The following is a 23,622-nucleotide window of genomic DNA, read 5'->3' on the forward strand; positions in this document are numbered from 1 at the left end:
TTCAAGGAAGAACGATTATGAACGCAGCAGTATCAGCTACGCCGAGTGTCGAAGAATATTTAGATTTAGGTTTACGTGATCAATGGCATCCAGTGCTTGCAAGCTGGGAAGTCGCCGCAAATCCAGTGGGTATCACTCGTTTGGGCGATAATATTGTGGTTTGGCGTGATGACCAAGGTCAAGTTCATGCTTTAGAAGATCGTTGTCCACATCGTGGTGCACGTCTTTCTTTAGGTTGGAATCTTGGAAATCGTGTGGCTTGTTGGTATCACGGTGTTGAGGTTCGCCATGACGGTGTGGTTGAAGATGTACCAGCGGTACATGAATGTCCAATGAAAGGCACAAAATGTATTAAAAGCTATCCAGTGATCGAAGCACATGGTGCAATTTTCCTTTGGTTTGGGATCGACCCAAATGAAGAACCGAAAGCACTCGATTTTCCTGAACAACTTGCGAGTGAAGATTGGAGTGCATTTCTTTGCCAAGCAGATTGGAAAGTGAATCATCAATATGCGATTGATAATGTCATGGACCCAATGCATGGTAGCTATTTGCATTGTACTTCGCACTCAATGGCTGAAGGGGACCGCACTGCAGAAATGAAGCACCGTTCAACTGAACATGGTTTTGTTTTTGAGAAAGAAGGTCAAATTGGTGTGAATTTCGACTGGGTTGAATATGCCAATACAGGTGCAAGCTGGTTACGTCTCTCGATTCCTTATCGCAAAGATTTTGGGCCGGGTGGTGAGTTCTGGATCGTGGGCTATGCAACACCAATTGATGCTAACAATACCCGTGTATTCTTCTGGCGTTGTCGTAAAGTTAGTGGTTGGCAACGTAATGTGTGGCGCTTCCTTTACCGCAATCATTTAGAAAAATTGCATTGGGATGTATTGGAACAAGATCGCATTATTTTAGAAAACCTTGCACCGAATGCACGTCAACAAGAATTTCTCTACCAGCATGATGTCGGTTTATCTCGTTTACGCCGTTTAATGAAAAAAGAAGCAGAAAAGCAGTTAAAGAAAATTGCAGCTTTGAATACCTCAAACCGTATTGAAATGCAGGAAGAAGCGCATGGCTAATGTTGCATTGTTACAAGGCAAAAAAGTCCTTGTCACAGGCGCGGCAAGAGGCTTGGGACGTGACTTTGCACAAGCAATTGCTGAGGCAGGTGCTCAAGTTGTCATGGCGGATATTTTAGATGAACTTGTTCAGAAAGAAGCGATTGAACTTCAACAACGAGGTTTAAAAGTTGAGGCTGTAAAAATTGATTTGTCTGATGCTGTTTCAATTCAGCAGGCTGTAGAACAGGCTGTTGAATATTTAGGTGGAGTAGACGGTTTAGTCAATTGTGCTGCTCTAGCAACCAATGTTGGCGGTAAAAGTTTAATGGATTATGACGCTGATCTTTGGGATCGGGTCATGAACATTAATGTCAAAGGTACATGGTTGGTGACTAAGGAATGTGTTCCATATCTCAAACAGGCGGATGCTGGAAAAGTGATTAATGTCGCTTCGGATACGGCTTTGTGGGGCGCACCGAATCTGATGGCTTATGTTGCGAGTAAAGGTGCATTGGTTGCCATGACACGCTCGATGGCGAGAGAGCTTGGGCAATTCAATATTTGTATCAATACGCTTTCACCGGGTTTAACACTGGTAGAGGCGACTGAATATGTACCGCAAGAACGTCATGATTTATATGTGAATGGTCGTGCGATTCAGCGTCAGCAACTACCACAGGATTTAAACGGAACAGCACTGTATTTACTGTCGGATTTGTCTTCATTTGTGACAGGTCAAAATATTCCAGTGAATGGCGGTTTTGTCTTTAATTAAGGAGTTTATCTCATGATTACAGGGATTGAGATTTTAAAGTTTGGTGTTGAGGACAGGGCTGCTTCCAATAAGTTTTTGGCAGACTTTGGATTAACTCAGAGAAGTTCAGATATTGAAGGTACTGATCTTTATCAAACCCAAAATGGTAGCAAGATTTATTTGTTTGATTGTGATGATACACGTCTACCTCAGGCCATTGAATCAGGCTCTACCTTACGTGAAGTGACGTGGGGGCTTGATGACGCCGAACAAGATTTAGCAGATTTAGCAGATCGTTTGGCTGATGTGGATGGATACCAAGCCACCACTGATCTGGTGCAATGTATAGATCCAAATGGAATGACGATTCGTTTTCAACAAAGTTTCACGCATGAGTTACCTGCACTAAGAACTGAAGGGATCAATCAATATGGCAGTGTAAATCGTATTAATGCTGCTAGTCCTGTATACGAGAAAGGTCAACCTGTGGCGATTGGTCATGTGGTGTTCTTTACTCCAGATTTAGAAAAAACTGAGAAATTCTATATTGAAAAACTAGGTTTCTATCTATCTGATGCCTATCGTAAACGTGGTGCATTCTTACGCTGTCGTGGCAAGGGTTTTCACCATGACTTGTTTCTATTGTCGATTCCAAATAAACCTGCTGGTCTAAACCATGTTGCTTTTGTGGTTCGTGATATTCACGAAGTGATTGGTGGCGGTTTGAATATGAACCGTTCTGAGTGGTCAACTTTTATCGGTCCTGGTCGGCATCCAATTTCTTCGGCTTATTTCTGGTATGTCAATTCACCATTGGGTGGTGCATTTGAGTATTACACCAATGATGATTATTTGACTGAAGAATGGCAGCCTCGTGTTGAAGAGCATCGCTTGGAACTATTCACTGAATGGGCGATCGAGGGTGGTTTAGATGACCATACCCGCCGTCAGGTTAAACCTGCATAAAACGCGATGAAGCAGGGAGAAATACTATGGAAAGAATCGTGATCGTTGGGGCGGGACAAGCCGCAGGTTGGGCTGTTAGTACGCTGCGTCAAAATGGTTTCTTAGGTGAAATCCATGTGGTTTCCAATGAGGATCAGGTGTTTTACGAACGTCCGCCACTTTCAAAACAAGTACTTTCGAAAGAGGCGAGTTATGAAAGCTTAAATTTGTTTTCAACAGAGCAGGTGCAAGAATTTAATATTCAATGGCATAAGCCTGATGTGGCAACCCAAGTCGACCGTCAGCAGAAGCAAGTGGTTTTAGAAAGTGGCCAAATATTGCCTTATGACAAGTTATTGATTGCAACGGGAAGTCGTGCTCGTGTGCCAGTTAACACATGGCAGTTTATTCCAAATGTTGTCACGCTTCGCAATGTACAAGACTGTGAACGCCTTGCAGAAATTTTACAACATGCTCAAAAGTTGGCAGTTGTTGGTGGTGGTTGGATCGGTTTAGAAATTGCAGCGACTGCTCGTAAACAGGGCAAAGAGGTTCATATTTTTGAATATGGAGATCGCCTTTGTGCTCGGAGCGTTAGCCCAGATGTATCAGAATTCTTAAAAGCAATACATGAACAACAAGGTACCAAAATTCATTTAAATAGTAAAAACTTACATTTGATCGAAGCAGGCAATCACAAAGTTGAAGTGGTAAATCATCCCAATACGAGTGAACTATTTGATTGTGTGGTGGTTGGTGCTGGTGCTGATATTGCAAAAGAGCTGGGTGTCAATGCTGGCTTGGATGTCAAAGACGGTATCGTGGTGAATTGTTTTGGTCAAACCTCTGATCAGGATATTTATGCTGCAGGTGATGTAGCGATTCATCCAAGTTTAGGTTATTGCATTCAGTCATGGGCAAATGCGCAGAACCAGGCGATTGCAGCAGCTAAATCGATGCTGGGCATAGAAACAGAATATACCGATATTCCATGGTTATGGTCGGATCAATATCACTTCAATATTCAGATATTAGGGACTTATCAACCAGAAAGAACCAAGCAGACAGTGGTACGTAGAAGTACGGATGATCAATGTAGTTATCTGTATCTGGATGATCAAAATTGTTTAATCAATATGATCGCAATCAATGACTCAAAATTGGTCAAATTGGCAAAACGTTGGATGCAGTCCAATACCGTATTAGACCCAAAACTATTAGCAGACCCAGAATTTAATGTCATGAAATTAAAACCATAAACATTAAATTCCGGTTCATGACTCAATCGAAGGAATGAAGTATGAGTAATGAAGAAAAAAGTGGATTTAAGCATTGGGTGCCTGCTTTTGTCCTGATGGTGTGTGTTGTACTCGCATTTTTTGACAAGATTAGTATTGCGGTTTTATTTGCTGATCCACATTTCCAAGGTGCAATGGAGATTGCGGAGAACAAAGCGAAGCTAGGATGGTTGATGACCAGTTTCTTGCTGGCTTACGGTTTTTCATCTGTATTTCTCAGTTTCCTAGGTGATATTTTCGACCCAAAGAAAATGCTGTTTTGGAGTGTTGCATCTTGGGGTGTGCTGATGCTGTGCATGGGCTTTACCACCAGTTATGCAGGAATGTTGTTTTTACGCGTTTTACTGGGTTTGGCTGAAGGTCCATTGTTTGCACTCGCATATACCATTGTTAAACAGACCTATACCGATCGTCAGCAAGCACGTGCGTCAACGATGTTTTTATTAGGCACGCCGATTGGTGCTTTTCTAGGCTTCCCGATCACAGCTGCTGTATTAGCAAAATATGATTGGCATACCACATTCTTTGTCATGGCTGCACTAACACTTGTTGCTTTGGTTGCGATAGTAATTGGTTTGCGTGATCTACAGCTGAAGAAAACGATTGAATTGGAATCGACCAGCAAACGTGTCAATTTCAAAGGTCATATTCTGAATACCAAAGTCTTATTACAAAACCGTGCATTTTGGTTGGTATGTATCTTCAATATCGCTTTGATGACGTATTTGTGGGGATTAAACAGTTGGGTTCCATCGTATCTAATCCAAGACAAAGGCTTCAATCTTAAAGAGTTTGGTATTTATTCAAGTTTTCCATTCATTGCGATGCTTATTGGTGAAATCATCGGCGCATTCTTATCTGACAAGACCGGACGCCGTGCGATCCAAGTTTTTGGTGGCTTATTGGTGGCAGGTATTTTCATGTACGTCATGGTGATTATGACCAATCCATTTTTGGTCATCGCGGCGATGTCTTTCAGTGCAATGGCGTGGGGTTTTGGTGTCGCCGCAGTCTTTGCATTACTTGCACGAGTGACGACGGCGGATGTCGGTGCAACCGCAGGTGGAATATTCAATGGAATGGGCAATTTTGCCAGTGCAATTGCCCCAGTTCTTATCGGTTACATCGTGATGCAAACAAACAGTTTTAATTTAGGAATTACCTTCTTAGCAGCAGTTGCCGTGATTGGGTCGTTCTTCTTGCTTCCTTTATTGAAACGTTATTAATCAAACTATTCATCAAAAATCTAGGAGTTAAACATGTCTACTCAACAATTTGAATCATGGAAACAGCCTGAAGGCGCTAGTTTGGAAGATTGGTTAAACACACGTATCGCACGTTTTGAAACACGTAAATATGATTTCGATGCGTTGAAATTCCAAGCAGATTATGACCCGAAATATCGTCGTGCTCAAATGCGTTATATGGGAACAGGGGGCAACAGGTGTAGTCAATGATGGCAACACGGTTCCAGCTGAAAACTTTACTTTTTCAACCATGGTTTTACCTGCGCAATGTGAAGGTCCTTTGCATATCCATCACGATGTTGAAGAAGTGTTTTTCATGTTACGTGGCGAGATTGATCTGTTCATTGAGCATAACGGTGAAAAATTTCAAACCAAATTGAAAGAGCGTGATCTGATTTCAATTCCGCCAGGTATTTATCGTGGCTTGTTTAACCCTGGTCAGGAAGATGCCTTGATGTGTGTGATGTTGGGTGCTGGAAAACCAACTATTCCAAACTATCCACCTGAGCATCCATTGTCTCAAATCAAACGTTAATCAACGCGATTAACTGTAAAAAGGAATGAAGTGATGACTTTGATTGACACATTAGCCCAATACCCAGTGAAAACCATTGAGATCGATGGTCAGCTGCAAGCCTATCGCGAAGCTGGACAAGGCCAAACGCTGATTCTTTTACATGGTATCAGCTCTGGTTCTGCATCATGGGTCAATCAGCTTAATGTCCTTAGTCATCACTTTCATGTCATTGCTTGGGATGCACCGGGTTATGGCTTATCTGAGGGTTTAAATACGGAACAGCCAAATGCAACCGATTATGCTCAGCGTGTGCTGGCGATCATGGATGCATTGGCGATTTCTAAAGCCATCATTGTAGGTCATTCATTAGGTGCATTACAGGCAAGTGCTTTTGCCCATCTATATCCTGAACGTGTTGAAACCTTAATCATTGCCAATGCAGCGCAGGGTTATCAACGATCGGATGAAGACACCAAAGCACAGGTTTATCAGAAACGCCCAAATCTATTGAAAAGTTTGGGCAATGCGGGGATGGCGGCAAGCCGTGGTCCACATTTAATTTATAAACAAGACCCTCAAGCACTGGCATTGGTTGGTGAAGTGATGGGGCAGCTCACTTTAGACGGTTTTACGCGAGCATCGTATTTGTTGGCGTATGACGAGATTAGAAATTATTTAACAGATATCAAAGTTCCATGTGTGGTGATTGCTGGTGACAAGGATGAAATCACGCCTGCTCAAGCCATCATGGAGCTGGCTGTGGAAATGCAATTGAGCCGATGTCATCTCATTACAGATGCAGGTCATCTGAGTTATGTCGATCAACCTGATCAGTTTAACGACATTGTTTTATCGGCAAATTAATTAAACGAGAGATATGGATATGAGCTTCCAAGTTGAAGGAAAAGTAGCAGTTGTAACAGGTGGCTCCTCAGGCATTGGTTTGGCTGCTGTGGAAATTTTAGTTGCAGAAGGTGCAAAGGTCGCGTGGTGTGGTCGAGATGAAGCGCGTCTAGCGGTATCAAAACTTTATATTTTAGAGAAATATCCTCATGCCAATATTTACACCAGTATCTGCAATGTTTTGGACAAAGAAGATGTCAAACGATTTGCACAAGATGTCAAGCAAAACTTAGGCAATGTTGACATGTTGATCAATAACGCGGGTCAAGGTCGTGTGTCAAATTTTGAAAATACCCAAGATGAAGATTGGATGAAAGAGATTGAGCTGAAGTATTTCAGTGTATTACATCCCGTTCGTGCATTTTTAGATGATTTAAAACAGTCTGCATGTGGCTCAATCACCAATGTGAACTCATTGTTAGCGTTGCAACCTGAACCGCACATGATTGCAACCTCATCTGCACGTGCAGCGTTATTAAATTTAACGCATTCACTGGCACATGAATTTACCCAATATGGTGTCCGCGTGAACTCCATTTTACTGGGTATGGTGGAGTCAGCACAGTGGAAACGCCGTTTTGAAACGCGTTCTGATCCAAATGCAACGTGGGAACAGTGGACCGGCAATATTGCTAAAAATCGTGGTATCCCGATGCAACGTTTAGGTAAGCCTGAAGAACCAGCACGTGCCTTGGTCTTTCTCGCATCGCCTTTAGCATCCTATACCACAGGTTCAACACTCGATGTCTCTGGTGGATTTAATAAGCATTTATAAGGTGTGCACATGAAACAGTTGATGATGATTGGTTTTGGCGCGATGGCAGCAGAAGTGTATGCCCATATGCCGCAAGACTTACAACTTAAATGGATTGTGGTACCAGCACGGAGTGTTGAAAAAGTTCAAGCGCAAGTTGCTCCTGACGTGCAAGTGATTAGCTCGATTGATCAATGTCAGGGCACACCTGATTACGTGATTGAAGTTGCCGGCCAAGCTGCGGTGAAAGAGCATGCGCAAAAAGTATTGGAAAAGGGTTGGACTATCGGCTTGATCTCGGTTGGGACTTTGGCGGATAACGAGTTTCTGATCCAGTTAAAAAATACCGCTGAACAGCATGATGCCCATTTACATCTTTTGGCAGGTGCGATTGCCGGAATTGATGGGATATCAGCGGCTAAAGAAGGTGGCTTGGAAAAGGTCACATACAAAGGATGCAAGAGTCCAAGAAGTTGGCGTGGCAGTTATGCAGAGCAATTGGTTGATTTAGATCAGGTGAGTGAAGCAACCGTTTTTTTCCGTGGTACAGCGCGTGAAGCTGCATTGAAGTTTCCAGCCAATGCCAATGTTGCGGCGACGATTGCGCTTGCAGGTTTGGGAATGGATGAAACCATGGTGGAACTGACGGTTGACCCAAACATCAATAAAAACAAGCACACCATCGTGGCAGAAGGTGTATTTGGTGAAATGACGATTGAATTGGTCGGTGTGCCTTTGGCGAGTAACCCGAAAACCTCGACATTGGCTGCACTCAGTGTGATTCGTGCCTGTCGCAATAGTGTTCAAGCAATTCAGATTTAAAGGATTTGATCATGGTAAAGGAAATTTATATCGCTGGTGAATGGCGATTAGGTCGAGGCGACACGATTCAAAGTCTGTTTCCAGCAGATCAATCTGTAAATGCTGAGATTTCAACGGCGAGTTTAGATGATGTCAATGAAGCGATTGAAAAGGCTGATTTGGCATGGCGTCAGGCGGACTGGCGTAACAGTCTACCGCATGAACGTGCGCGGATTTTGTATAAAGTGGCTGACATTATTGAAGCGCGTGTGGATGAGCTATCCAAGCTACAAACCCGTGATAATGGTAAACCATTGGCTGAAACGCGCGCTTTAACTCTAAGTGCAGCGGCAACAGCGCGTTATGTGGCAGCAGCCTGCGAGACACTAAATGATGAATTAACCACACAACGTGCGCCAGACTTTATGACCGTGAGTGTGCATGAACCTGTGGGTGTTGTGGCAGCGATTACACCGTGGAACTCACCGATTGCCAGCGAAGTACAGAAGCTAGCACCTGCGCTTGCTGGCGGTAATGCAGTCATTTTGAAACCAGCAGAAGTGACTTCTTTAATCGCATTGGAATTAGCAAAAATCTTTGAAGAAGCTGGTTTGCCTAAAGGTTTATTGAGTGTGCTCGTAGGACGTGGTTCTGTGATTGGTGATGCAATCGTAAAGCACCCATTAGTACGCAAAATTTCATTTACAGGTGGAACCAGTACAGGTCGTCATTTAGCACATATTGCCGCTGACAAGTTGATTACAACGTCTTTAGAACTTGGCGGAAAATCACCAACGATTGTGATGCAAGATGCTGATATTGAGCTTGCAGCAAAAGGTGTGGCTTATGGCATTTTTAGTTCAGCAGGACAGGCATGTATTGCTGGATCACGCTTATTTGTGCATCGCAGTATTTATGATCAATTCTTAACACGTCTAGTTGAAATTACCAAAGGCTTGCGCGTAGGACATCCTGAAACCGCAGGTGTGCATTTAGGTTCTTTGATCAATCCGAAACATTTAGGCTCAGTCGATGCTTATGTTCAGTTAGCCAAAAAAGAAGGTGGTCAAGTTTTGGTTGGTGGTCAGGCATTGACGGATGGTGAATTGGCAAAAGGTAGTTTCTATTTACCGACCATTATCACAGGCCTCGACAACTCAGCTCAAACCTGTCAGGAAGAAATCTTTGGTCCTGTGTTGGTGGTGATGAAATATGACGATGAAGCCGATTTGATTGCACAAGCCAATGACAGTTGTTTTGGTTTAGCCGCAGGGATTTGGACTGAAAACTATCGTAAAGCTTGGCAACTTGCACGTGCTTTGGAAGTGGGAACAGTCTGGATCAATACCTACAAAAAATTCTCGATTTCTGCCCCTTTTGGTGGTTTCAAAGAAAGTGGAATTGGGCGTGAAAAAGGTCGTTTAGGCATCTTGGCGTATATGCAACAAAAAAGCATTTATATGGGATTAAGCGAACAGCCAAATCCTTGGTGCGATTAATAAATTCATGGAATGAAATAAAATTTTTGAGGAATACAGTAATGACAGAACGTGTAAATGTAGGCGAAGCAATCGCTCGTGTTTTAGAGGCGCACCAAGTTGATAGTATCTACGGCGTTATTTCAATTCACAACTTGCCAATTGCTGATGCAGTCGGTCGTCGTGAAAAAATTCGTTTCGTCGCAGCACGTGGTGAAGCAGGTGCGGTGACGATGGCAGATGGTCATTCACGCTTTAAAGGTTTAGGTGTCGCCTTGACCAGTACTGGTGCAGGTGCAGGGAATGCTGTGGGTTCATTGATTGAAGCGATGAATGCAGGTAGTCCAGTATTGCATTTAACAGGTCAAGTTGAACGTGAATATTTAGATCGAGATGCGAGTTTTATTCATGAGACCAAAGATCAACTGACTTTCTTACGTGCATCGAGCAAAGCTGCTTTTCGTATTACTAGCCCTGACAATGCGGTAGGCGTGATTCGTGAAGCAATTCGTGTAGCGACTACTGTCCCAATGGGGCCTGTTAGTGTTGAGCTACCGATTGATGTTCAAGCAGCAGAAATTGATTTACCCCTGAATCTAGGTCCAGTCAAAGCACTTGAATTGCCACAAGCAGATCAAGTTGAAGTTGATTTGATCATTGATGAAATCAAAAAAGCCAAACGTCCAATTTTTTGGATCGGTGGTGGAACGCTCAATAGTGTGGATGAAGTCAAAGCGATTGCTGACGTGGGTATTCCAGTAGTATCTTCAACCCATGCGCGTGGTGTGCTAGCAGATGACCATCCACGTAGCCTAGGTGCATTCCATAACTCAGCAGGCGTTGAACAGCTTTTAAAAGATGCTGATTTATTGGTTGTTGTTGGTTCTCGCTTACGTAGTAATGAAACCAAGACCTATTCAGTGCAATTCCCTGACAATATTATTCAGGTCGATGCTAATCCTGTTGCACAACAACGTAATTACAAAATTCGTAATTTCATTTGTGGTGATGCAAAAGATGTATTGCAACGTATTCTCACAGGTTTAGTAGGTGTATCTAAAATAGATACTGAATATGATGCAGCTGTTGTCGATGCGAAACAGGCAGCAATCAATGCTTTGCGTACACAGCTTGACCAATATGCGTTGATCTGTGATCACCTTCGTGCAGCACTACCACAAGATGGAATTTTTGTTCGTGATATTACGATGTCAGGTAGTACATGGGGCAGTCGATTGTTCCCAGTGCAAGCACCGAATCAAAATATTCACTCTTTAGCAGGGGCGATTGGTCTCGGTTTAGCAACAGCAATTGGTGCTTCAATTGCCAATCCAGACAAAAAAGTGATCGGTTTAGTTGGTGATGGTGGTTTGATGTTGGGTATTGGTGAGATTGCGACGATGGCGCAAGAAAATACCAATTTGGTGCTGATGGTCATGAATGATGGTGGTTATGGGGTTATGCGCGGTATTCAAAATAATTACTTCGGTGGTCGTCAGTATTTCAACGAATTACACACACCTGATTACCAAGCATTGGGTGAGGCGATGGGCGTGAAAAGCTGGAAAGTCGGCAGTGCAGAAGAGTTTAAAACAGTGATTCAGCAAGCAGTTGATTTCCAAGGTCCAAGTGTGATTGAACTGGATATGCATTCAATTGGGCCACTCAACTTTGCAGGTCCTCCACAGAAGAAATTGTATTAATCCATCTCAGCATTGCTAGGTAGTAGCACTGCTGAAGAATGATTTGTAGGCAAAAATTTTTGTCTACAAATCGATAAAAACTATGTTTTACAGGTAAAACAAAAAACAGAACCAACAGGATGGTTGGTATCAAAGCGAAGGAACATGATATGAAAAAGACAATGATGGTCGCGATGCTTACTGCATGTTATTTGGGTACAGCATCTCATGCATTTGCACAAAGTTCAGCACTAGAATGGAAAAGTGAAGATGGGACGGATTCTGTCAAACTGGGTGGCGTAGTGCGTTTAAATCAACGTTACGAAAATTGGGAGGGGCCAAATGGTGGTTTTGGAAAACTCTATTTTGATATTTTCCGAGTCGATCTGAAAGGCAAGTTTGATGATGCCTATTTTAATGCCAGTTACCTCTTTCAAGATCAAGGTAAGCGCTCGGTAGAAAAAGCCTATGTGGGTTATCATTTGGATGAAAATAACAGCATAGAAGCTGGTTTTGTCTATAAACCCTTTGCAATTTATCCTTATCCACAAAATGGTTGGACTTATCATATTCCATTCTTTTTGGGTTATGGGAATAACATCGCTCCAGGCTTGAATTGGAATTTTCAGAGTAAAGAATGGGACATGAAGCTAGGCTATTATCCTGAGATGCTCGCAACCAATCTTCGTTATTCTCCTGAAAGTGCCACCTATGATGATTTAGCTGAAAATGCATTCCCAACACAACAAGGCTATCAAAATGAAAAACGTCATCAAGTGAATACAAGGATTGTTCGTAAGTTAGAAACCGAATTTGGCAAGCAAGAATTTGGTGTATCAGGTGCTATTGCTCAGCTACACAACAAGATCACAGATAAAAATGGTAAGTACTATGCTGTGGGACTGCATACAGATAATAATTACAAGCGTTTTAATTTACAAAGCTCAGTGATTCATTATCAATATGATGCAAAAAATCCTGATGGTGTAAACAACGATAAGACTTTAATGGGAGCGAATGGTTTAACGCCAGCTTACTTCATTGCTTCCGAAGGAACCATTGCGAGTTTAAACCTCGCTTATACATTACCTGTACAAGACATGGGGAAACTAAAAGCGATCCGTTTCTACAATGATTATAGTTATTTCGATAAAAAACGTGAGGATTGGTCAGATTCTCAAATGAATACCACTGGCATGATGTTTATTGCTTCACCTTTCATGGTGTGGGCGGATTATACATGGGGTAAAAACGCCAATATTATCGGTGGTGCAACCAATGCCACGGGCTTTACCTCAACTGTTTCTCCAAACAGTGATAAATGGCTTTATCGTATCAACTTAAATATTGGTTTTAGTTTTTAAACTTCCTAAGTATAGAAAAATAAAAAAGCAAAGCCGAGGCTTTGCTTTTTTATGAATGAGTTGTCAGCTTAGATTTTGCTGATCAAATCATTGATTTGTTTTGCTTGTTCAGCAGCATTACCTGTATATGTTGCAGGTGTAAGCTCTGCTAAACGAGCACGTTCATCAGCTGGAACTTGAAGAAGCTCATCACCATTTACGAAGTTCACCATCATGTCACGTGTCATGGCTTGACCACGAGTAAGCGCTTTTAGTTTTTCGTAAGGTTTTTCAACGTTATAACGACGCATAACCGTTTGGATCGGCTCAGCAAGAACTTCTTGTGCTTGGTCTAAATCTTCATTTAAACGGTTCGCATTGAGTTCAAGTTTACCAATACCCTTTAAGCAAGCATCAAAAGCAATCAAGCTTTGCGCAAAACCAACACCCATGTTACGAAGAACAGTTGAATCGGTTAGGTCACGCTGCCAACGAGAAACTGGAAGTTTTTCACCTAAGTGACCCAATACCGCATTTGCGATACCTAAGTTACCTTCTGAGTTTTCGAAGTCAATTGGGTTTACTTTATGAGGCATCGTTGATGAACCCACTTCACCATCTTTTAATTTTTGCTTGAAGTAACCAAGCGAAATATAACCCCAAACATCACGGTTAAAGTCGATCAAGATCGTGTTATAACGACGCAATGCATCAAACAATTCAGCCATGTAATCATGTGGCTCAATTTGTGTGGTGTATGGGTTGAAGCTTAAACCTAAAGACTCAACAAATGCTTGCGCATGTGCAGCCCAATCAATTTCTGGATAAGCAGAAAGGTGAGCGTTGTAGTTACCTACAGCACCATTGATTTTGCCCAATAATTCAACATTTTCAAATTGCTTGATTTGGCGCGCTAAACGATATGCAACGTTTGCCATTTCTTTACCCAAAGTTGTTGGGCTAGCAGTTTGACCATGTGTACGAGACAACATTGGTTGTTCAGCATGTGTGGTTGCCAAAGTAGAGATTGCATTCAGAATTTGCTTCATGCTTGCAACTAAAACTTCACGACCATTTTTAAGCATCAATGCATGAGACAAGTTGTTGATGTCTTCAGAAGTACATGCGAAATGAATAAATTCACCTGCATTTTTTAATTCGTCGATGTTGGCAATTTTTTCCTTAAGGAAATATTCAACTGCTTTCACATCGTGATTAGTTGTACGTTCGATCTCTTTAATACGATTGGCATCTTCTTCAGAGAAATCAGCAACAATCGCATCTAAAGCGGCATTGGTTTCAGCAGAGAAAGCTGGTACTTCGATAATTTCTGCACGATTTGCAAGTGCTTGTAACCAACGCACTTCAACAGTGACACGAGCGTGGATTAAACCAAACTCAGACAAAAAAGGGCGTAGTGCATCGCATTTGCTTGCATAACGTCCATCAAGTGGTGAGAGTGCGGTTAAAGCATTCATACAGATTCCTTAATCTTGGAATAAACATAAAAATAAATTCGTTGAAGCATCGGTTTAAACCACCTGATACTGCAAACGAGCGAGAGCTTGAATATCGTTCAACAACTTACGTTTTCTGAAAACCATCGTCCATGAACTACCACCGAGTTGTCGCCATAAATGCGCCAATTGTATGCCCGTAAACAAACATGCTCGGATTCGATTGGTATGATTAATATCTTTAAATGCTTCAGCATTACCACGAACGAGAATACGTGGATTGATTTGCCCAGCAGTTTCAACATATGTTTGTGCCAAACTGGCAATGACACTTGGATGCAAATAATTGTTATCGAAAAAAGACAACTGTTTGAGGATTTTTTGTTGAGATTTTTCAATAATTTTAACGTATTCGGGATTGCTATAGACCTTTTTTTCCAACTGCAACAATGCCATCGCATAAGACATTGGCAGTTTAGTATTACTAAGTTTAGGAATTCGAGATTTTGGTGCAGTATTAAAAGGCTGGGTAATACAGCCTTCTAATGTTTTTAATCCTAAGGAAATATCGGCAAGCTGGTTAAAAAAATCTAAGGTCTGTTTTGCATTATTATTTGTTGGACGGATATTTAGGCTGGCTTTGACGAGGAGTTCAAAATAGAAGTTACCACTTTCCCCAATACTTTGTTGACCAGACATGGCTGTCATATGTGTCAACTGGGTTGCCTGAAAAACTGCAGCCAATGCCAAAGCACGGTTTTGTTGAACATTCAACGCTTGGTTGGGCTGAAATGGGAACTCCGCCATGCTACGCTTCCAATATCCTTAGATAAAATCGGGTTGAGGTGCATTAGTGTGGTGAATTACGCCACCGCCTAAGCAGACCTCTCCTGAGTAAAACACCACACTTTGCCCAGGAGTAACGGCTCTTTGTGGTTCGTCAAATTCAACACGAATACCATTTTCGTTATGATCATCACGGTAAATTGTACACGCTTGATCAGGTTGTCGATAACGCGTTTTGGCAGTGCATCGGAAACCTGATGTTGGAATTTCCTGTTCACCAGCAACCCAGTCAATCGACTCGCTCCAAAGTTGCGTACTTTGCATCAATGGATGTTCATGGCCTTGACCAATCACTAGTCGGTTATTGGCAACATCTTTGTGTAATACGAACCATGCACCTTCTTGTGCACCTTTCATACCACCAATCCCGATACCGCCTCGCTGACCCAGCGTATAGTACATTAAGCCGTGATGTTCACCAACTTCTTTACCATTGTCTAAAACAATTTTTCCAGCTTGAGCAGGGAGGTATTGTTTTAAGAAATCACTAAAACGACGCTCACCAATAAAACAGATCCCTGTTGAATCTTTTTTCTTGGCTGTAGCGAGATCTAGTTCTTCAGCGATTTTTCGAACTTGAGGTTTTTCAATTTCACCAACAGGGAATAGCGTCTTGTTGATTTCACGGCCATGCACTGCATGTAAGAAATAGGTTTGATCTTTATTATTATCAACGCCGCGTAGTAATGGCGCGTAAGTTTCACCACGTGAATTTTGCGTACTCGTACCACGACGTGCGTAATGACCGGTTGCAATGAAGTCAGCACCCAATGTCATCGCATGATCAAGGAATGCGCGGAATTTGATTTCTTTATTACAGAGAATATCAGGGTTAGGCGTGCGACCAGCGGCATATTCTGCTAAGAAATGCTCGAATACACGATCCCAGTATTCCATTGCAAAATTTGCTGTATGCAGTTTGATCCCGATTTTATCTGCTACGGCTTGCGCATCCGCCAAGTCTTCAAGTGCTGTGCAGTATTCCGTACCATCATCTTCTTCCCAGTTTTTCATGAAAAGACCTTCAACTTGATATCCTTGTTGAAGTAAAAGCGCGGCAGAAACAGAGGAGTCTACACCACCAGACATACCGACGATGACACGTTGTTGCATCTAATTAAGCATCCAAATGAGAAGTTAATGAGGGAGAAAAAGGGTGCTCATAAATAAGCGATAGAGGATATTTCTTGCCAGCGAGGGCATCTTGAACAGCTTTTAAAACCAATGGGCTACGTGCACGAGCTGTTTCTTGTAGCTCATCCAAGTTCATCCATACTGCACTGACAATACCTGTATCCAGTTGCGCATTTTCTTCAACTGAAGTGACATGTGCTAAAAAGCAAAAACGGTAATAGGTACGATCAGGAAACATTGGAGGTGTATAGGTATAAATACCGAGTAAGTGATCAACTTCAACATGATGACCTGTTTCTTCTAAGGTCTCACGGATCGCTGCCTCGATAATGGTTTCACCGCATTCGACATGACCAGCAGGTTGGTTAAACACAGTATGTACATAGCCCTCACTGTGTTCTTCGACAAACAAAAAACGTCCGTCTTTTTCGACTACAGTGGCGACTGTGACATGAGGTGTCCAAGCGGTCATAGAAAGCACCATGATTTTAAAAAACGTATTCTACAAAATTTGTGAGTTTTTGGCTACGGGATGGTATTGATTAACTTTTCAATCTACTAGCGCATTAAAACTAAAAATATTGATTTCTATATTTGATTAACTCTTTAACTGCAAACTTAACGGAATCGATTGGAACACTTTCGGCATAGACTCTACCAACGTCTAAGTTAGGGTATGTAAAAAAAGGATCTTCATGTAGTTGAAATAGAAAGAAAACAAACCTGTCATTTCTTGCTGCTCTTTTTGAGAAGTCATCAAATGTTTCTTCTAAAGTAAAATAGTAATTATCGATAAAATCATTGTTTATAAAAATTTTATCTAAAAAGTTGATTTTATTTAATTCATTGTTTAATAAATATTTATTTTCAATTAAAGATTTTAAGGATGCAATAAAACTCGGCATATATGTAGGTGAATCAAAGGTGCCAAAACAAAGTCCATTAATATTAATTTTAATAGGAAACAGGAATTTATTTTCAATTTTTTGCTCTAAAATAGAAAAATAAAAATCTTCTTTGCCAATATTCATTAATTTAGCCTAAAATTATTTTATTGAGAGATAATCATTCTTCACTTTCACATAATTCTGTGCTGAATAGGGTAAAAATGCTTTTTCTTTATCTGTGAGAGGACGAACTTGTTGCACGGGACTACCAACATAAAGATAACCACTTTTTAAAACTTTACGGGGAGGAACTAGGCTGCCAGCACCGATCATCACATCATCCTCAATAATCACGTCATCTAAAACTACGGTATTAATGCCGATTAGTACGCGATTACCAATGGTACAACCATGTAAAGTCACATGATGCCCAACAGTCACATCTTCACCAATCACTAAAGGTGAACCGTTTGGTTTAGATTGATTTTTATGGCTGACATGCAACATACAATGATCCTGTACATTACTATTTTTGCCAATCTGAATCGAGTTCACATCGCCACGAATGACCGCAAAAGGCCAAACCGAAACATTCTCAGCTAATTTGACATCACCAATCACGACAGACATATCGTCAATATAACAGCTTGCATCAATATCTGGTGTTTGGTCTAAATAAGAGCGAATGTTTTTAGTCATGGGATCAACCAAGATAAACGATAGTGGAATTATAAAGTAAAAAAGCATTCAGACTAAACAGCCTGAATGCTTAAATTAACTATTCAAAAGTCAGGGCTTAGAAAAAGCTGCTAAAGAATAGCTTGATACGATCGATCATGCGTGCAAAGAAGCCAGCTTCTTCAACAGGTTTTAGTGCAACCAAAGGTTTTTCAGCGATGACTTTGCCATCAAGACTTGCAACCAATTTCCCGATCACTTGACCTTGTGCTAAAGGCGCATTGAGCTGAGGTTGAACCACAAGTTGTGTTTTGATTTTATCGGCTTGACCTTTCGGCATCGTCACATTGAAGTTTTCAGCTAGCCCAATCTGTACTTCATCTTCCTTACCAAACCAGACTTTTGCTTTAGCGATTGCTTGGTTGGCAGGTTGGACATTTGCAGTTTCAAAGTTCGCAAAGCCCCAAGCTAACAACGCACGTGTTTGATTTGCACGTTCGTTCATGCTTGGTGTACCAAAGATCACCGAGATCAAACGCATCGGACCACGTTTGCTTGAGGTTGTTAAGCAGAAGCCAGCTTCACTGGTGTGACCTGTTTTTAAACCATCAACACTTGGGTCTGTATAGAGCAAAGCGTTACGGTTACCTTGTTTGATCCCATTAAAGGTAAATTCTTTTTCAGAATAAATTGGGTAATATTTCGAACTATCTTTAATAATATGCTGAGCCAAGATCGCCATATCTTTAGCAGTCGAATAATGACCTTCCGCAGGCATACCCGTTGAGTTCACGAAGTTGGTATTGGTCATGCCAAGACGTTTGGCTTCTTGGTTCATCATGTGAGCAAATGTACCTTCATTGCCCGCAATGTGTTCAGCCATTGCTTTTGATGCATCATTACCAGATTGAACGATAATGCCGCGTAGCATTTCCAATACAGTCGCAGTGCCATTCAACGGAACATACATACAAGATTCAGCGCTGCTGCCACGGCACCATGCTGATTCATTCATGCGTACATGTTCGTCTTCTGTTAATTTGCCTTGTAATAATTTTTGTTCAATGATGAAGCTCGTCATCATCTTTGTCATAGATGCGGGTGCAAGTTTTTCATCTTCATTTTTTGCAGCGAGAATCTGTCCAGTTTCATAATCCATTAATACATAGGATTTATTATTTAATTCTGGTGGAGCAGATAGGACAGTCGCTGCATATGAAAAGCTTGGCAAAAGTAATAATGCAGCAAGAGCGCTTTTTCGAGTCATTCTAGGTAGTTCCAATATCTTATATGGTGCAGATGAGCCTAGCATTTTAGGGCAAAGCAAAGCCGACTTCTATGGGGGAAGTCGGCTTTTTCATACAGTATTGTAACTAAGACTTATGGAGCGCTGATTCCAGATAAGGTGTTATCAATATTTCATTTATAGTTTTGAACATCTTCGCAAATTTGACGATTTTGCGCTTGAGTTGCGGCACTTGCATCTTTGCGTGCTTCAACGAGGAATTTTTGGAAATCTTTAGCTTTGGCTCGTGTATTTAATACATCCACAGCTTTAGATTCTTTAGGTAAATATTCTTTAACTAAGCGTTCATAACCTTGGCTAAATTTTTTATCCTCATCAATCAATTTTGGACAAATTTCAGAAAGTACATAGATTGCTGCAAGTTCTTCTTGCGTTGTACTTTGTACCGTTGAAGTGACATCAATATTTTCTGACTCTTGTTTTGCATTGGCTGCAAAAGTAGTTGATGCGAATGCACTTGACGCAATCAGCAAAGACAAACTTAGCGTTTTAAAAACATTTTTCTTCATAACAAGCTAAACTCAAATCAGGGTTTACATAGTTTGCATAACTTAGCATAGCCGAAAAATAAAATTGTATACTTGCTGTAGGAACAATGGAGGAAATGTGATTTTAAATCCAATCTTGGCGTTTGATATTGACAAATCCTAGTAAAAACAAGAAAAAAACCTTAATGAGGAGCAGTATAATGACAACTAAATTTTGTGGTGGTGTTGATTGCACTGAAGCTTCCACCACATCAATTTGAAGCAACAGTTGCTTTTTATCGTGATGTGCTTGGTCTTAAACCAATTACGGATAAAGGATCAGAGATTGGTTTTGAGTTTGGTCCAGTAAAATTATGGATCGATACGGCACCTAAAATAAGTCAGGCAGAGCTTTGGCTAGAACTATTTACTGATAATTTTTCAGAGGCTGCAAAATATCTTAATGATGCTGGCGTTGCGCGCTGTGATGAAATTGAACCTTTGCCAGAAGGATTTAAAGGAGGATGGATTAGCAGTCCAGCCAATATTATTCACATGGTTCGAGAACCTAATGCTTGGTAATTGAAGAGATGAATAAATAAGGCTTGGATTCAATATTCTGAATCAAAAATAATCAAGCATTTTAAATATGATTTTCTATTTATATAAATTGGTAGCTTGGTTTTAGATTGCTAAACTAAGCTACCACATTCAAGGTTAATTAACCTTCAAAATTAAGTACATCTTCACAAACAGACTTCTGTTCAGCTTGATCAACTTCTTTCGCTGCCGCTCGTGCTTCTTTTAATGATATTTTAAAATCATTATCCGTTTGAAGGCTTTGCAATGATGCTGATTTATTTGAATATCCTTCTAAATACGATGCAATGATCTGATTGATGTTTTGATCAAATTTAGCATTTTTCCCAATCAGTTTTGGGCACATCTCGATCAAAACTTGAGCGTTCGCGATATCATCTTTAATCAGCGCATCCGCTTCTTGAACCGAAATTGCTTCTGCAAAAATTGCTTGAGCTGTAAAAAGTGAGAAGCTAACCCCAATAATACGAATAAATTTAGATAAATGTCTCATGGCTGCATAAATTTCTAATACTATGAAGTGGTAAATATATATAATTGAAGGAATAATTCAATTATGAAAACTGAGTAGTAAAAGGGCTATTGACATATTCTACCGATAGGTTTGAAGTAGCAATCGCCCAAAATTGAAGAGATGAGAACGTAGTGAATATTTTGATTGCAAATGATGATGGTGTTTTTGCCCCAGGGCTTCAAGCGTTGGCTCATGCATTAAAACCATTAGGCCGTGTTGTTGTAGTTGCACCTGAAAGTGAGCGAAGTGGTTATTCAAGTGCCTTAACACTCGACCGTCCTTTGCGACCTGTTCAGATTTCCAAAGACGTATGGGCAGTAAATGGGACACCAGCAGATTGTGTTTATTTGTCCATGAATGGTTTATTTGATTTCGAATTTGATCTCGTCGTGAGTGGTATCAATAGCGGTGCAAATTTGGGTGATGATGTATTGTATTCTGGAACAGTAGGGGCTGCATTTGAAGGCCGTTTAATGAAGCATCCTGCAATTGCTGTCTCACTTGCTGGTTCAAATGTACGCTCTTATGAGCAGCCGCAAGATTACGCTAGAGCTGCACAATGGGTACATGATTTTATTGCCCAAGGCTTACCGATTTTACCGCCTCGTCATATTTTTAATATCAACATTCCTGATGTTGAACAAATTAAGGGCACCAAAGTAACTTATCAAGGACGCCGAGGACAATCCAAGCCGATTAGTAGTCATGTGGATCCTCGTGGACGTCAAGTATTTTGGATCGGTTTGGCAGGAGAAGCTGTACTGGAGCGACATCCTGCATCGAGCAGCCATATTCAATCTGACTTTTTTGCTGTTTCAAATGGCTATGTCAGTATTACTCCGATTCAAATGGATGCAACCAACTATGAGGTGTTAGATAATTTGCATAATCACGTGAATGGTTAGTCATGTGAATGTTATAACTTTGTGAATATCGTGCGTGAATACTCGTTTTTTCTCACTTTTTTGGTACTCTAAGGCGAAAATAGATTAAGGATTTTTCGATGAGGGCGAAGATGCACTTAAACCACGTCTCGATTTTTCAGTCAAAAAAAATGGTCAAAACAATCGTATTGTCTATGGCTGTTGTTACGGCGGCTATTGTCAGCGGTTGTGCATCTAAACCTCAAGTAAGTGGTGGTGGGGCGAGCCATGTGAATGCTCCAAACTATTACACAGTTCGTTCTGGTGATACTTTGAGTGGGATTGCAAATCGTTATGGTATGAACTATCTCGATATCGCAGCAATAAATGATATCGCACCGCCATATCGAATTTATGTTAATCAATCCTTACGTTTAAAAGGTTCAGCCGCTCAACGCACCACATCAACACAAGCAATGAATCAGGCAGCACCTATTCAGCGTCAAAGTATTAATATTCCGACACAACAGCAAGTTGCGCCACCACCAGTTAGACCTGTTACCCCAACACAACAACGCCCTGTTGTTCCAGTAACACCACCATCAACATTGGCAAGTGGGCTACGTTGGGTAAAACCATCAAATGGTCCAGTGATTCAAGGATTTAATCTGGCGAGTAACGTGAAAGGTACGCGCTATGGAGGCAACGTTGGTGATCCTGTGTTTGCTGCTGCAAATGGACAAGTGGTTTATGCTGCTGACGGCTTAAAAGAATACGGTAATTTGGTCTTGGTGAAGCATGTTGATGGTTACATCACTGCCTATGCACATAACAGCAAAATGTTGGTCAAGAGCGGTGATAATGTGACTGCAGGGCAAAAAATTGCCGAAATGGGGTCATCTGGGGCTTCACGTGTCATGCTAGAGTTTCAAGTCCGTTTAGATGGTAAACCAATCAATCCAACAACGGTTGTACCAAACTAATTTTATTGTTAGGGCCTTTTAAAAGGCCCTAACAAACTTTCAACAAATTGTTAATAATCACTAGTCTATCAATAGACTTCTCTGTATACTCAATGTGTTTGCTTTTATTAGAACAATAAGCATATTAATAAATTGAGAGGGATGTGTATGTTAGATCAATTGCGTGCAATGGGGGTTTTTGCTTGCGTTGTAGAAAAAAGTTCATTTAGCGGGGCAGCTAGAGACTTAGGAATAACAACAAGCGCAGTGAGCCAGCAAATTCGCTCATTAGAGCAAGAAATGGATGTTACCTTACTTCATCGTTCCACTAGAAAGTTGAGCTTAACAGAGGCAGGACAAGCATTTTTTTTAAGTTGTCAGGAAATGTTGGCAGCAGCAGAGCGTGGAAAAATTAGAATTAATGAGCTGCGTGATGATCTTGTTGGGGATTTACGTATTGCGACAACACCAGAATTGGGTGCATTGCATGTGGTTCCCGCGCTGTCTCATTGGATGTCCGCTCATAAAGGTTTAGCGGTTCATTTTGAAGCGGATCATCGCTATATTGATTTAATATCAGAAAGAATTGATATTGCGATTCGGATGAGTCTTAAAGTAGATGATCCACAATTGACGGTCGTTCCATTGGCACGTGTAGATCAGATTTTGGTTGCCTCCCCAAGCTATTTAAATCAATCGCCTCCGATTACGCGACCAGAAGATTTGATTCACCATGAATTACTGCCTGTCACTTTAATGCAGAACTTTCAGCATTTCACTTTTCGCCATGGTTTGAGTGGGGAAAATGTGAATGTGGAAATGCAAACCCGTTTAGGAACAAATAATGTTTTTGTCGCTAAATCATTATGCCAGCAAGGCTTAGGGATCGCACGTATTCTGTATATGGATGTGCAAAAAGAATTAGTGAGCGGTTCTTTGGTTGAAGTTCTACCTGATTGGCAATTACCGACGTATACATTACAAGCATTAACTTCAAAGCGTGAACAATACCCAGTCAAAGTCCATCGTTGCATTGATGCACTGAAGCAATATTTTGCGCAACTTCCAGGAGGACGTTCCTTACAAGGAGTTGCTTAGTCATCAGCGAGATGTCGCTCT

23 protein-coding genes and 2 pseudogenes are annotated in these 23,622 nt (G+C 41.2%); 16 read left to right on the forward strand and 9 right to left on the reverse strand.

Annotated elements, in window-relative coordinates; genetic code table 11:
* Window positions 1–17 precede the first annotated feature (17 nt).
* The 12 genes and pseudogenes from F927_RS11380 to F927_RS11435 all read left to right on the forward strand — a co-directional run bounded on the left by F927_RS11380 (window position 18) and on the right by F927_RS11435 (window position 12,810).
* Window positions 18–1,085, forward strand: coding sequence for an aromatic ring-hydroxylating oxygenase subunit alpha (locus tag F927_RS11380; protein ID WP_005084774.1), 1,068 nt, complete (start codon window positions 18–20; stop codon window positions 1,083–1,085).
* The gene (locus tag F927_RS11385; protein ID WP_005084776.1) at window positions 1,078–1,842 is read left to right on the forward strand and encodes an SDR family oxidoreductase; all 765 of its coding nucleotides are present in this window, start codon (window positions 1,078–1,080) and stop codon (window positions 1,840–1,842) included. Before F927_RS11380 ends, F927_RS11385 begins: the two co-directional genes overlap by 8 nt.
* 12 nt (window positions 1,843–1,854) lie before the next feature.
* Window positions 1,855–2,787, forward strand: a complete 933-nt coding sequence (locus tag F927_RS11390) for a VOC family protein (RefSeq protein WP_005084778.1) — start codon at window positions 1,855–1,857, stop codon at window positions 2,785–2,787.
* A gap of 26 nt (window positions 2,788–2,813) precedes the next feature.
* Window positions 2,814–4,025, forward strand: coding sequence for an NAD(P)/FAD-dependent oxidoreductase (locus F927_RS11395; protein WP_005084780.1), 1,212 nt, complete (start codon window positions 2,814–2,816; stop codon window positions 4,023–4,025).
* Window positions 4,026–4,066: 41 nt separating this feature from the next.
* A complete protein-coding gene (locus F927_RS11400) occupies window positions 4,067–5,290 on the forward strand; it encodes an MFS transporter (RefSeq protein WP_005084782.1) in 1,224 nt (407 codons plus the stop codon).
* 33 nt (window positions 5,291–5,323) lie between these two features.
* Window positions 5,324–5,846 (forward strand): annotated as a pseudogene (locus tag F927_RS11405) (cupin domain-containing protein).
* A 30-nt stretch (window positions 5,847–5,876) separates the two neighbouring features.
* Window positions 5,877–6,692 carry an alpha/beta fold hydrolase gene (locus tag F927_RS11410; protein WP_026057327.1) on the forward strand — a complete coding sequence of 272 codons (816 nt, stop codon included), beginning with the start codon at window positions 5,877–5,879 and terminating at the stop codon, window positions 6,690–6,692.
* 19 nt (window positions 6,693–6,711) lie between these two features.
* Window positions 6,712–7,506, forward strand: coding sequence for an SDR family oxidoreductase (locus F927_RS11415; RefSeq protein ID WP_005084791.1), 795 nt, complete (start codon window positions 6,712–6,714; stop codon window positions 7,504–7,506).
* 9 nt (window positions 7,507–7,515) lie between these two features.
* Window positions 7,516–8,307 (forward strand): aspartate dehydrogenase, encoded by a 792-nt coding sequence (locus F927_RS11420; RefSeq protein WP_005084794.1) that lies wholly within the window; start codon window positions 7,516–7,518, stop codon window positions 8,305–8,307.
* A gap of 11 nt (window positions 8,308–8,318) precedes the next feature.
* The gene (locus tag F927_RS11425) at window positions 8,319–9,785 is read left to right on the forward strand and encodes an aldehyde dehydrogenase (protein WP_005084797.1); all 1,467 of its coding nucleotides are present in this window, start codon (window positions 8,319–8,321) and stop codon (window positions 9,783–9,785) included.
* Between the two features lie 41 nt (window positions 9,786–9,826).
* Window positions 9,827–11,467, forward strand: a complete 1,641-nt coding sequence (locus tag F927_RS11430) for a thiamine pyrophosphate-binding protein (RefSeq protein WP_005084799.1) — start codon at window positions 9,827–9,829, stop codon at window positions 11,465–11,467.
* 149 nt (window positions 11,468–11,616) lie between these two features.
* On the forward strand, window positions 11,617–12,810 hold the full coding sequence (locus tag F927_RS11435) for a hypothetical protein (protein ID WP_005084802.1): 1,194 nt from the start codon (window positions 11,617–11,619) through the stop codon (window positions 12,808–12,810).
* A 68-nt stretch (window positions 12,811–12,878) separates the two neighbouring features.
* Here the strand turns inward: F927_RS11435 and purB are convergent, their stop codons facing one another.
* The 8 genes from purB to F927_RS11475 all read right to left on the reverse strand — a co-directional run bounded on the left by purB (window position 12,879) and on the right by F927_RS11475 (window position 19,606).
* On the reverse strand, window positions 12,879–14,267 hold the full coding sequence (gene purB / locus F927_RS11440; protein WP_005084804.1) for an adenylosuccinate lyase: 1,389 nt from the start codon (window positions 14,265–14,267) through the stop codon (window positions 12,879–12,881).
* 54 nt (window positions 14,268–14,321) lie between these two features.
* Window positions 14,322–15,053 (reverse strand): high frequency lysogenization protein HflD, encoded by a 732-nt coding sequence (gene hflD, locus F927_RS11445; RefSeq protein ID WP_004639780.1) that lies wholly within the window; start codon window positions 15,051–15,053, stop codon window positions 14,322–14,324.
* A gap of 18 nt (window positions 15,054–15,071) precedes the next feature.
* On the reverse strand, window positions 15,072–16,205 hold the full coding sequence (mnmA, locus tag F927_RS11450; protein ID WP_005084808.1) for a tRNA 2-thiouridine(34) synthase MnmA: 1,134 nt from the start codon (window positions 16,203–16,205) through the stop codon (window positions 15,072–15,074).
* Window positions 16,206–16,209: 4 nt separating this feature from the next.
* The gene (locus F927_RS11455; RefSeq protein ID WP_017394746.1) at window positions 16,210–16,698 is read right to left on the reverse strand and encodes an NUDIX hydrolase; all 489 of its coding nucleotides are present in this window, start codon (window positions 16,696–16,698) and stop codon (window positions 16,210–16,212) included.
* A 100-nt stretch (window positions 16,699–16,798) separates the two neighbouring features.
* Window positions 16,799–17,257 carry a hypothetical protein gene (locus F927_RS11460; RefSeq protein WP_005084811.1) on the reverse strand — a complete coding sequence of 153 codons (459 nt, stop codon included), beginning with the start codon at window positions 17,255–17,257 and terminating at the stop codon, window positions 16,799–16,801.
* A gap of 15 nt (window positions 17,258–17,272) precedes the next feature.
* Window positions 17,273–17,812, reverse strand: coding sequence for a gamma carbonic anhydrase family protein (locus tag F927_RS11465; RefSeq protein WP_005084814.1), 540 nt, complete (start codon window positions 17,810–17,812; stop codon window positions 17,273–17,275).
* A 97-nt stretch (window positions 17,813–17,909) separates the two neighbouring features.
* Window positions 17,910–19,058 carry a D-alanyl-D-alanine carboxypeptidase PBP5/6 gene (gene dacC, locus F927_RS11470; RefSeq protein WP_005084817.1) on the reverse strand — a complete coding sequence of 383 codons (1,149 nt, stop codon included), beginning with the start codon at window positions 19,056–19,058 and terminating at the stop codon, window positions 17,910–17,912.
* Between the two features lie 152 nt (window positions 19,059–19,210).
* The gene (locus F927_RS11475; protein ID WP_005084819.1) at window positions 19,211–19,606 is read right to left on the reverse strand and encodes an MCR_0457 family protein; all 396 of its coding nucleotides are present in this window, start codon (window positions 19,604–19,606) and stop codon (window positions 19,211–19,213) included.
* Between the two features lie 179 nt (window positions 19,607–19,785).
* Here F927_RS11475 and F927_RS11480 point away from each other — a divergent pair.
* Window positions 19,786–20,146: pseudogene (locus F927_RS11480) on the forward strand (hypothetical protein).
* Between the two features lie 139 nt (window positions 20,147–20,285).
* On the opposite strand, the gene F927_RS11485 reads toward F927_RS11480, so the two are convergent.
* The gene (locus F927_RS11485; protein ID WP_005084823.1) at window positions 20,286–20,657 is read right to left on the reverse strand and encodes an MCR_0457 family protein; all 372 of its coding nucleotides are present in this window, start codon (window positions 20,655–20,657) and stop codon (window positions 20,286–20,288) included.
* Window positions 20,658–20,809: 152 nt separating this feature from the next.
* Between F927_RS11485 and surE the strand changes: the two genes are divergently transcribed.
* The 3 genes from surE (at window position 20,810) to F927_RS11500 (ending at window position 23,601) form a co-directional block, all read left to right on the forward strand.
* Window positions 20,810–21,583 carry a 5'/3'-nucleotidase SurE gene (surE, locus tag F927_RS11490; protein WP_004639644.1) on the forward strand — a complete coding sequence of 258 codons (774 nt, stop codon included), beginning with the start codon at window positions 20,810–20,812 and terminating at the stop codon, window positions 21,581–21,583.
* A gap of 110 nt (window positions 21,584–21,693) precedes the next feature.
* Window positions 21,694–22,524 carry a peptidoglycan DD-metalloendopeptidase family protein gene (locus F927_RS11495; RefSeq protein ID WP_005084826.1) on the forward strand — a complete coding sequence of 277 codons (831 nt, stop codon included), beginning with the start codon at window positions 21,694–21,696 and terminating at the stop codon, window positions 22,522–22,524.
* A 147-nt stretch (window positions 22,525–22,671) separates the two neighbouring features.
* Window positions 22,672–23,601: a LysR family transcriptional regulator gene (locus F927_RS11500; RefSeq protein ID WP_005084828.1), complete on the forward strand. Its 930-nt coding sequence runs from the start codon at window positions 22,672–22,674 to the stop codon at window positions 23,599–23,601.
* The last annotated feature ends 21 nt before the right edge of the window (window positions 23,602–23,622 follow it).

Origin of the sequence: Acinetobacter haemolyticus CIP 64.3 = MTCC 9819 (assembly GCF_000369065.1) — a bacterium.
In the GTDB taxonomy this organism is placed as follows: Bacteria; Pseudomonadota; Gammaproteobacteria; order Pseudomonadales; family Moraxellaceae; genus Acinetobacter; species Acinetobacter haemolyticus.

Excerpts from the sequence above, each read along its gene's own strand:
- F927_RS11400 (WP_005084782.1), top strand. The coding sequence starts at position 4,067 with ATGAGTAATGAAGAAAAAAGTGGATTTAAGCATTGGGTGCCTGCTTTT.
- F927_RS11415 (WP_005084791.1), top strand. The coding sequence starts at position 6,712 with ATGAGCTTCCAAGTTGAAGGAAAAGTAGCAGTTGTAACAGGTGGCTCC.
- F927_RS11395 (WP_005084780.1), top strand. The coding sequence starts at position 2,814 with ATGGAAAGAATCGTGATCGTTGGGGCGGGACAAGCCGCAGGTTGGGCT.
- F927_RS11460 (WP_005084811.1), bottom strand. The coding sequence starts at position 17,257 with ATGAATATTGGCAAAGAAGATTTTTATTTTTCTATTTTAGAGCAAAAA.
- hflD (WP_004639780.1), bottom strand. The coding sequence starts at position 15,053 with ATGGCGGAGTTCCCATTTCAGCCCAACCAAGCGTTGAATGTTCAACAA.
- F927_RS11500 (WP_005084828.1), top strand. The coding sequence starts at position 22,672 with ATGTTAGATCAATTGCGTGCAATGGGGGTTTTTGCTTGCGTTGTAGAA.
- F927_RS11385 (WP_005084776.1), top strand. The coding sequence starts at position 1,078 with ATGGCTAATGTTGCATTGTTACAAGGCAAAAAAGTCCTTGTCACAGGC.
- F927_RS11435 (WP_005084802.1), top strand. The coding sequence starts at position 11,617 with ATGAAAAAGACAATGATGGTCGCGATGCTTACTGCATGTTATTTGGGT.
- mnmA (WP_005084808.1), bottom strand. The coding sequence starts at position 16,205 with ATGCAACAACGTGTCATCGTCGGTATGTCTGGTGGTGTAGACTCCTCT.
- F927_RS11465 (WP_005084814.1), bottom strand. The coding sequence starts at position 17,812 with ATGACTAAAAACATTCGCTCTTATTTAGACCAAACACCAGATATTGAT.
- F927_RS11420 (WP_005084794.1), top strand. The coding sequence starts at position 7,516 with ATGAAACAGTTGATGATGATTGGTTTTGGCGCGATGGCAGCAGAAGTG.
- F927_RS11380 (WP_005084774.1), top strand. The coding sequence starts at position 18 with ATGAACGCAGCAGTATCAGCTACGCCGAGTGTCGAAGAATATTTAGAT.
- F927_RS11425 (WP_005084797.1), top strand. The coding sequence starts at position 8,319 with ATGGTAAAGGAAATTTATATCGCTGGTGAATGGCGATTAGGTCGAGGC.
- F927_RS11390 (WP_005084778.1), top strand. The coding sequence starts at position 1,855 with ATGATTACAGGGATTGAGATTTTAAAGTTTGGTGTTGAGGACAGGGCT.
- F927_RS11475 (WP_005084819.1), bottom strand. The coding sequence starts at position 19,606 with ATGAAGAAAAATGTTTTTAAAACGCTAAGTTTGTCTTTGCTGATTGCG.
- F927_RS11485 (WP_005084823.1), bottom strand. The coding sequence starts at position 20,657 with ATGAGACATTTATCTAAATTTATTCGTATTATTGGGGTTAGCTTCTCA.
- F927_RS11495 (WP_005084826.1), top strand. The coding sequence starts at position 21,694 with ATGCACTTAAACCACGTCTCGATTTTTCAGTCAAAAAAAATGGTCAAA.
- dacC (WP_005084817.1), bottom strand. The coding sequence starts at position 19,058 with ATGACTCGAAAAAGCGCTCTTGCTGCATTATTACTTTTGCCAAGCTTT.
- F927_RS11430 (WP_005084799.1), top strand. The coding sequence starts at position 9,827 with ATGACAGAACGTGTAAATGTAGGCGAAGCAATCGCTCGTGTTTTAGAG.
- purB (WP_005084804.1), bottom strand. The coding sequence starts at position 14,267 with ATGAATGCTTTAACCGCACTCTCACCACTTGATGGACGTTATGCAAGC.
- F927_RS11455 (WP_017394746.1), bottom strand. The coding sequence starts at position 16,698 with ATGACCGCTTGGACACCTCATGTCACAGTCGCCACTGTAGTCGAAAAA.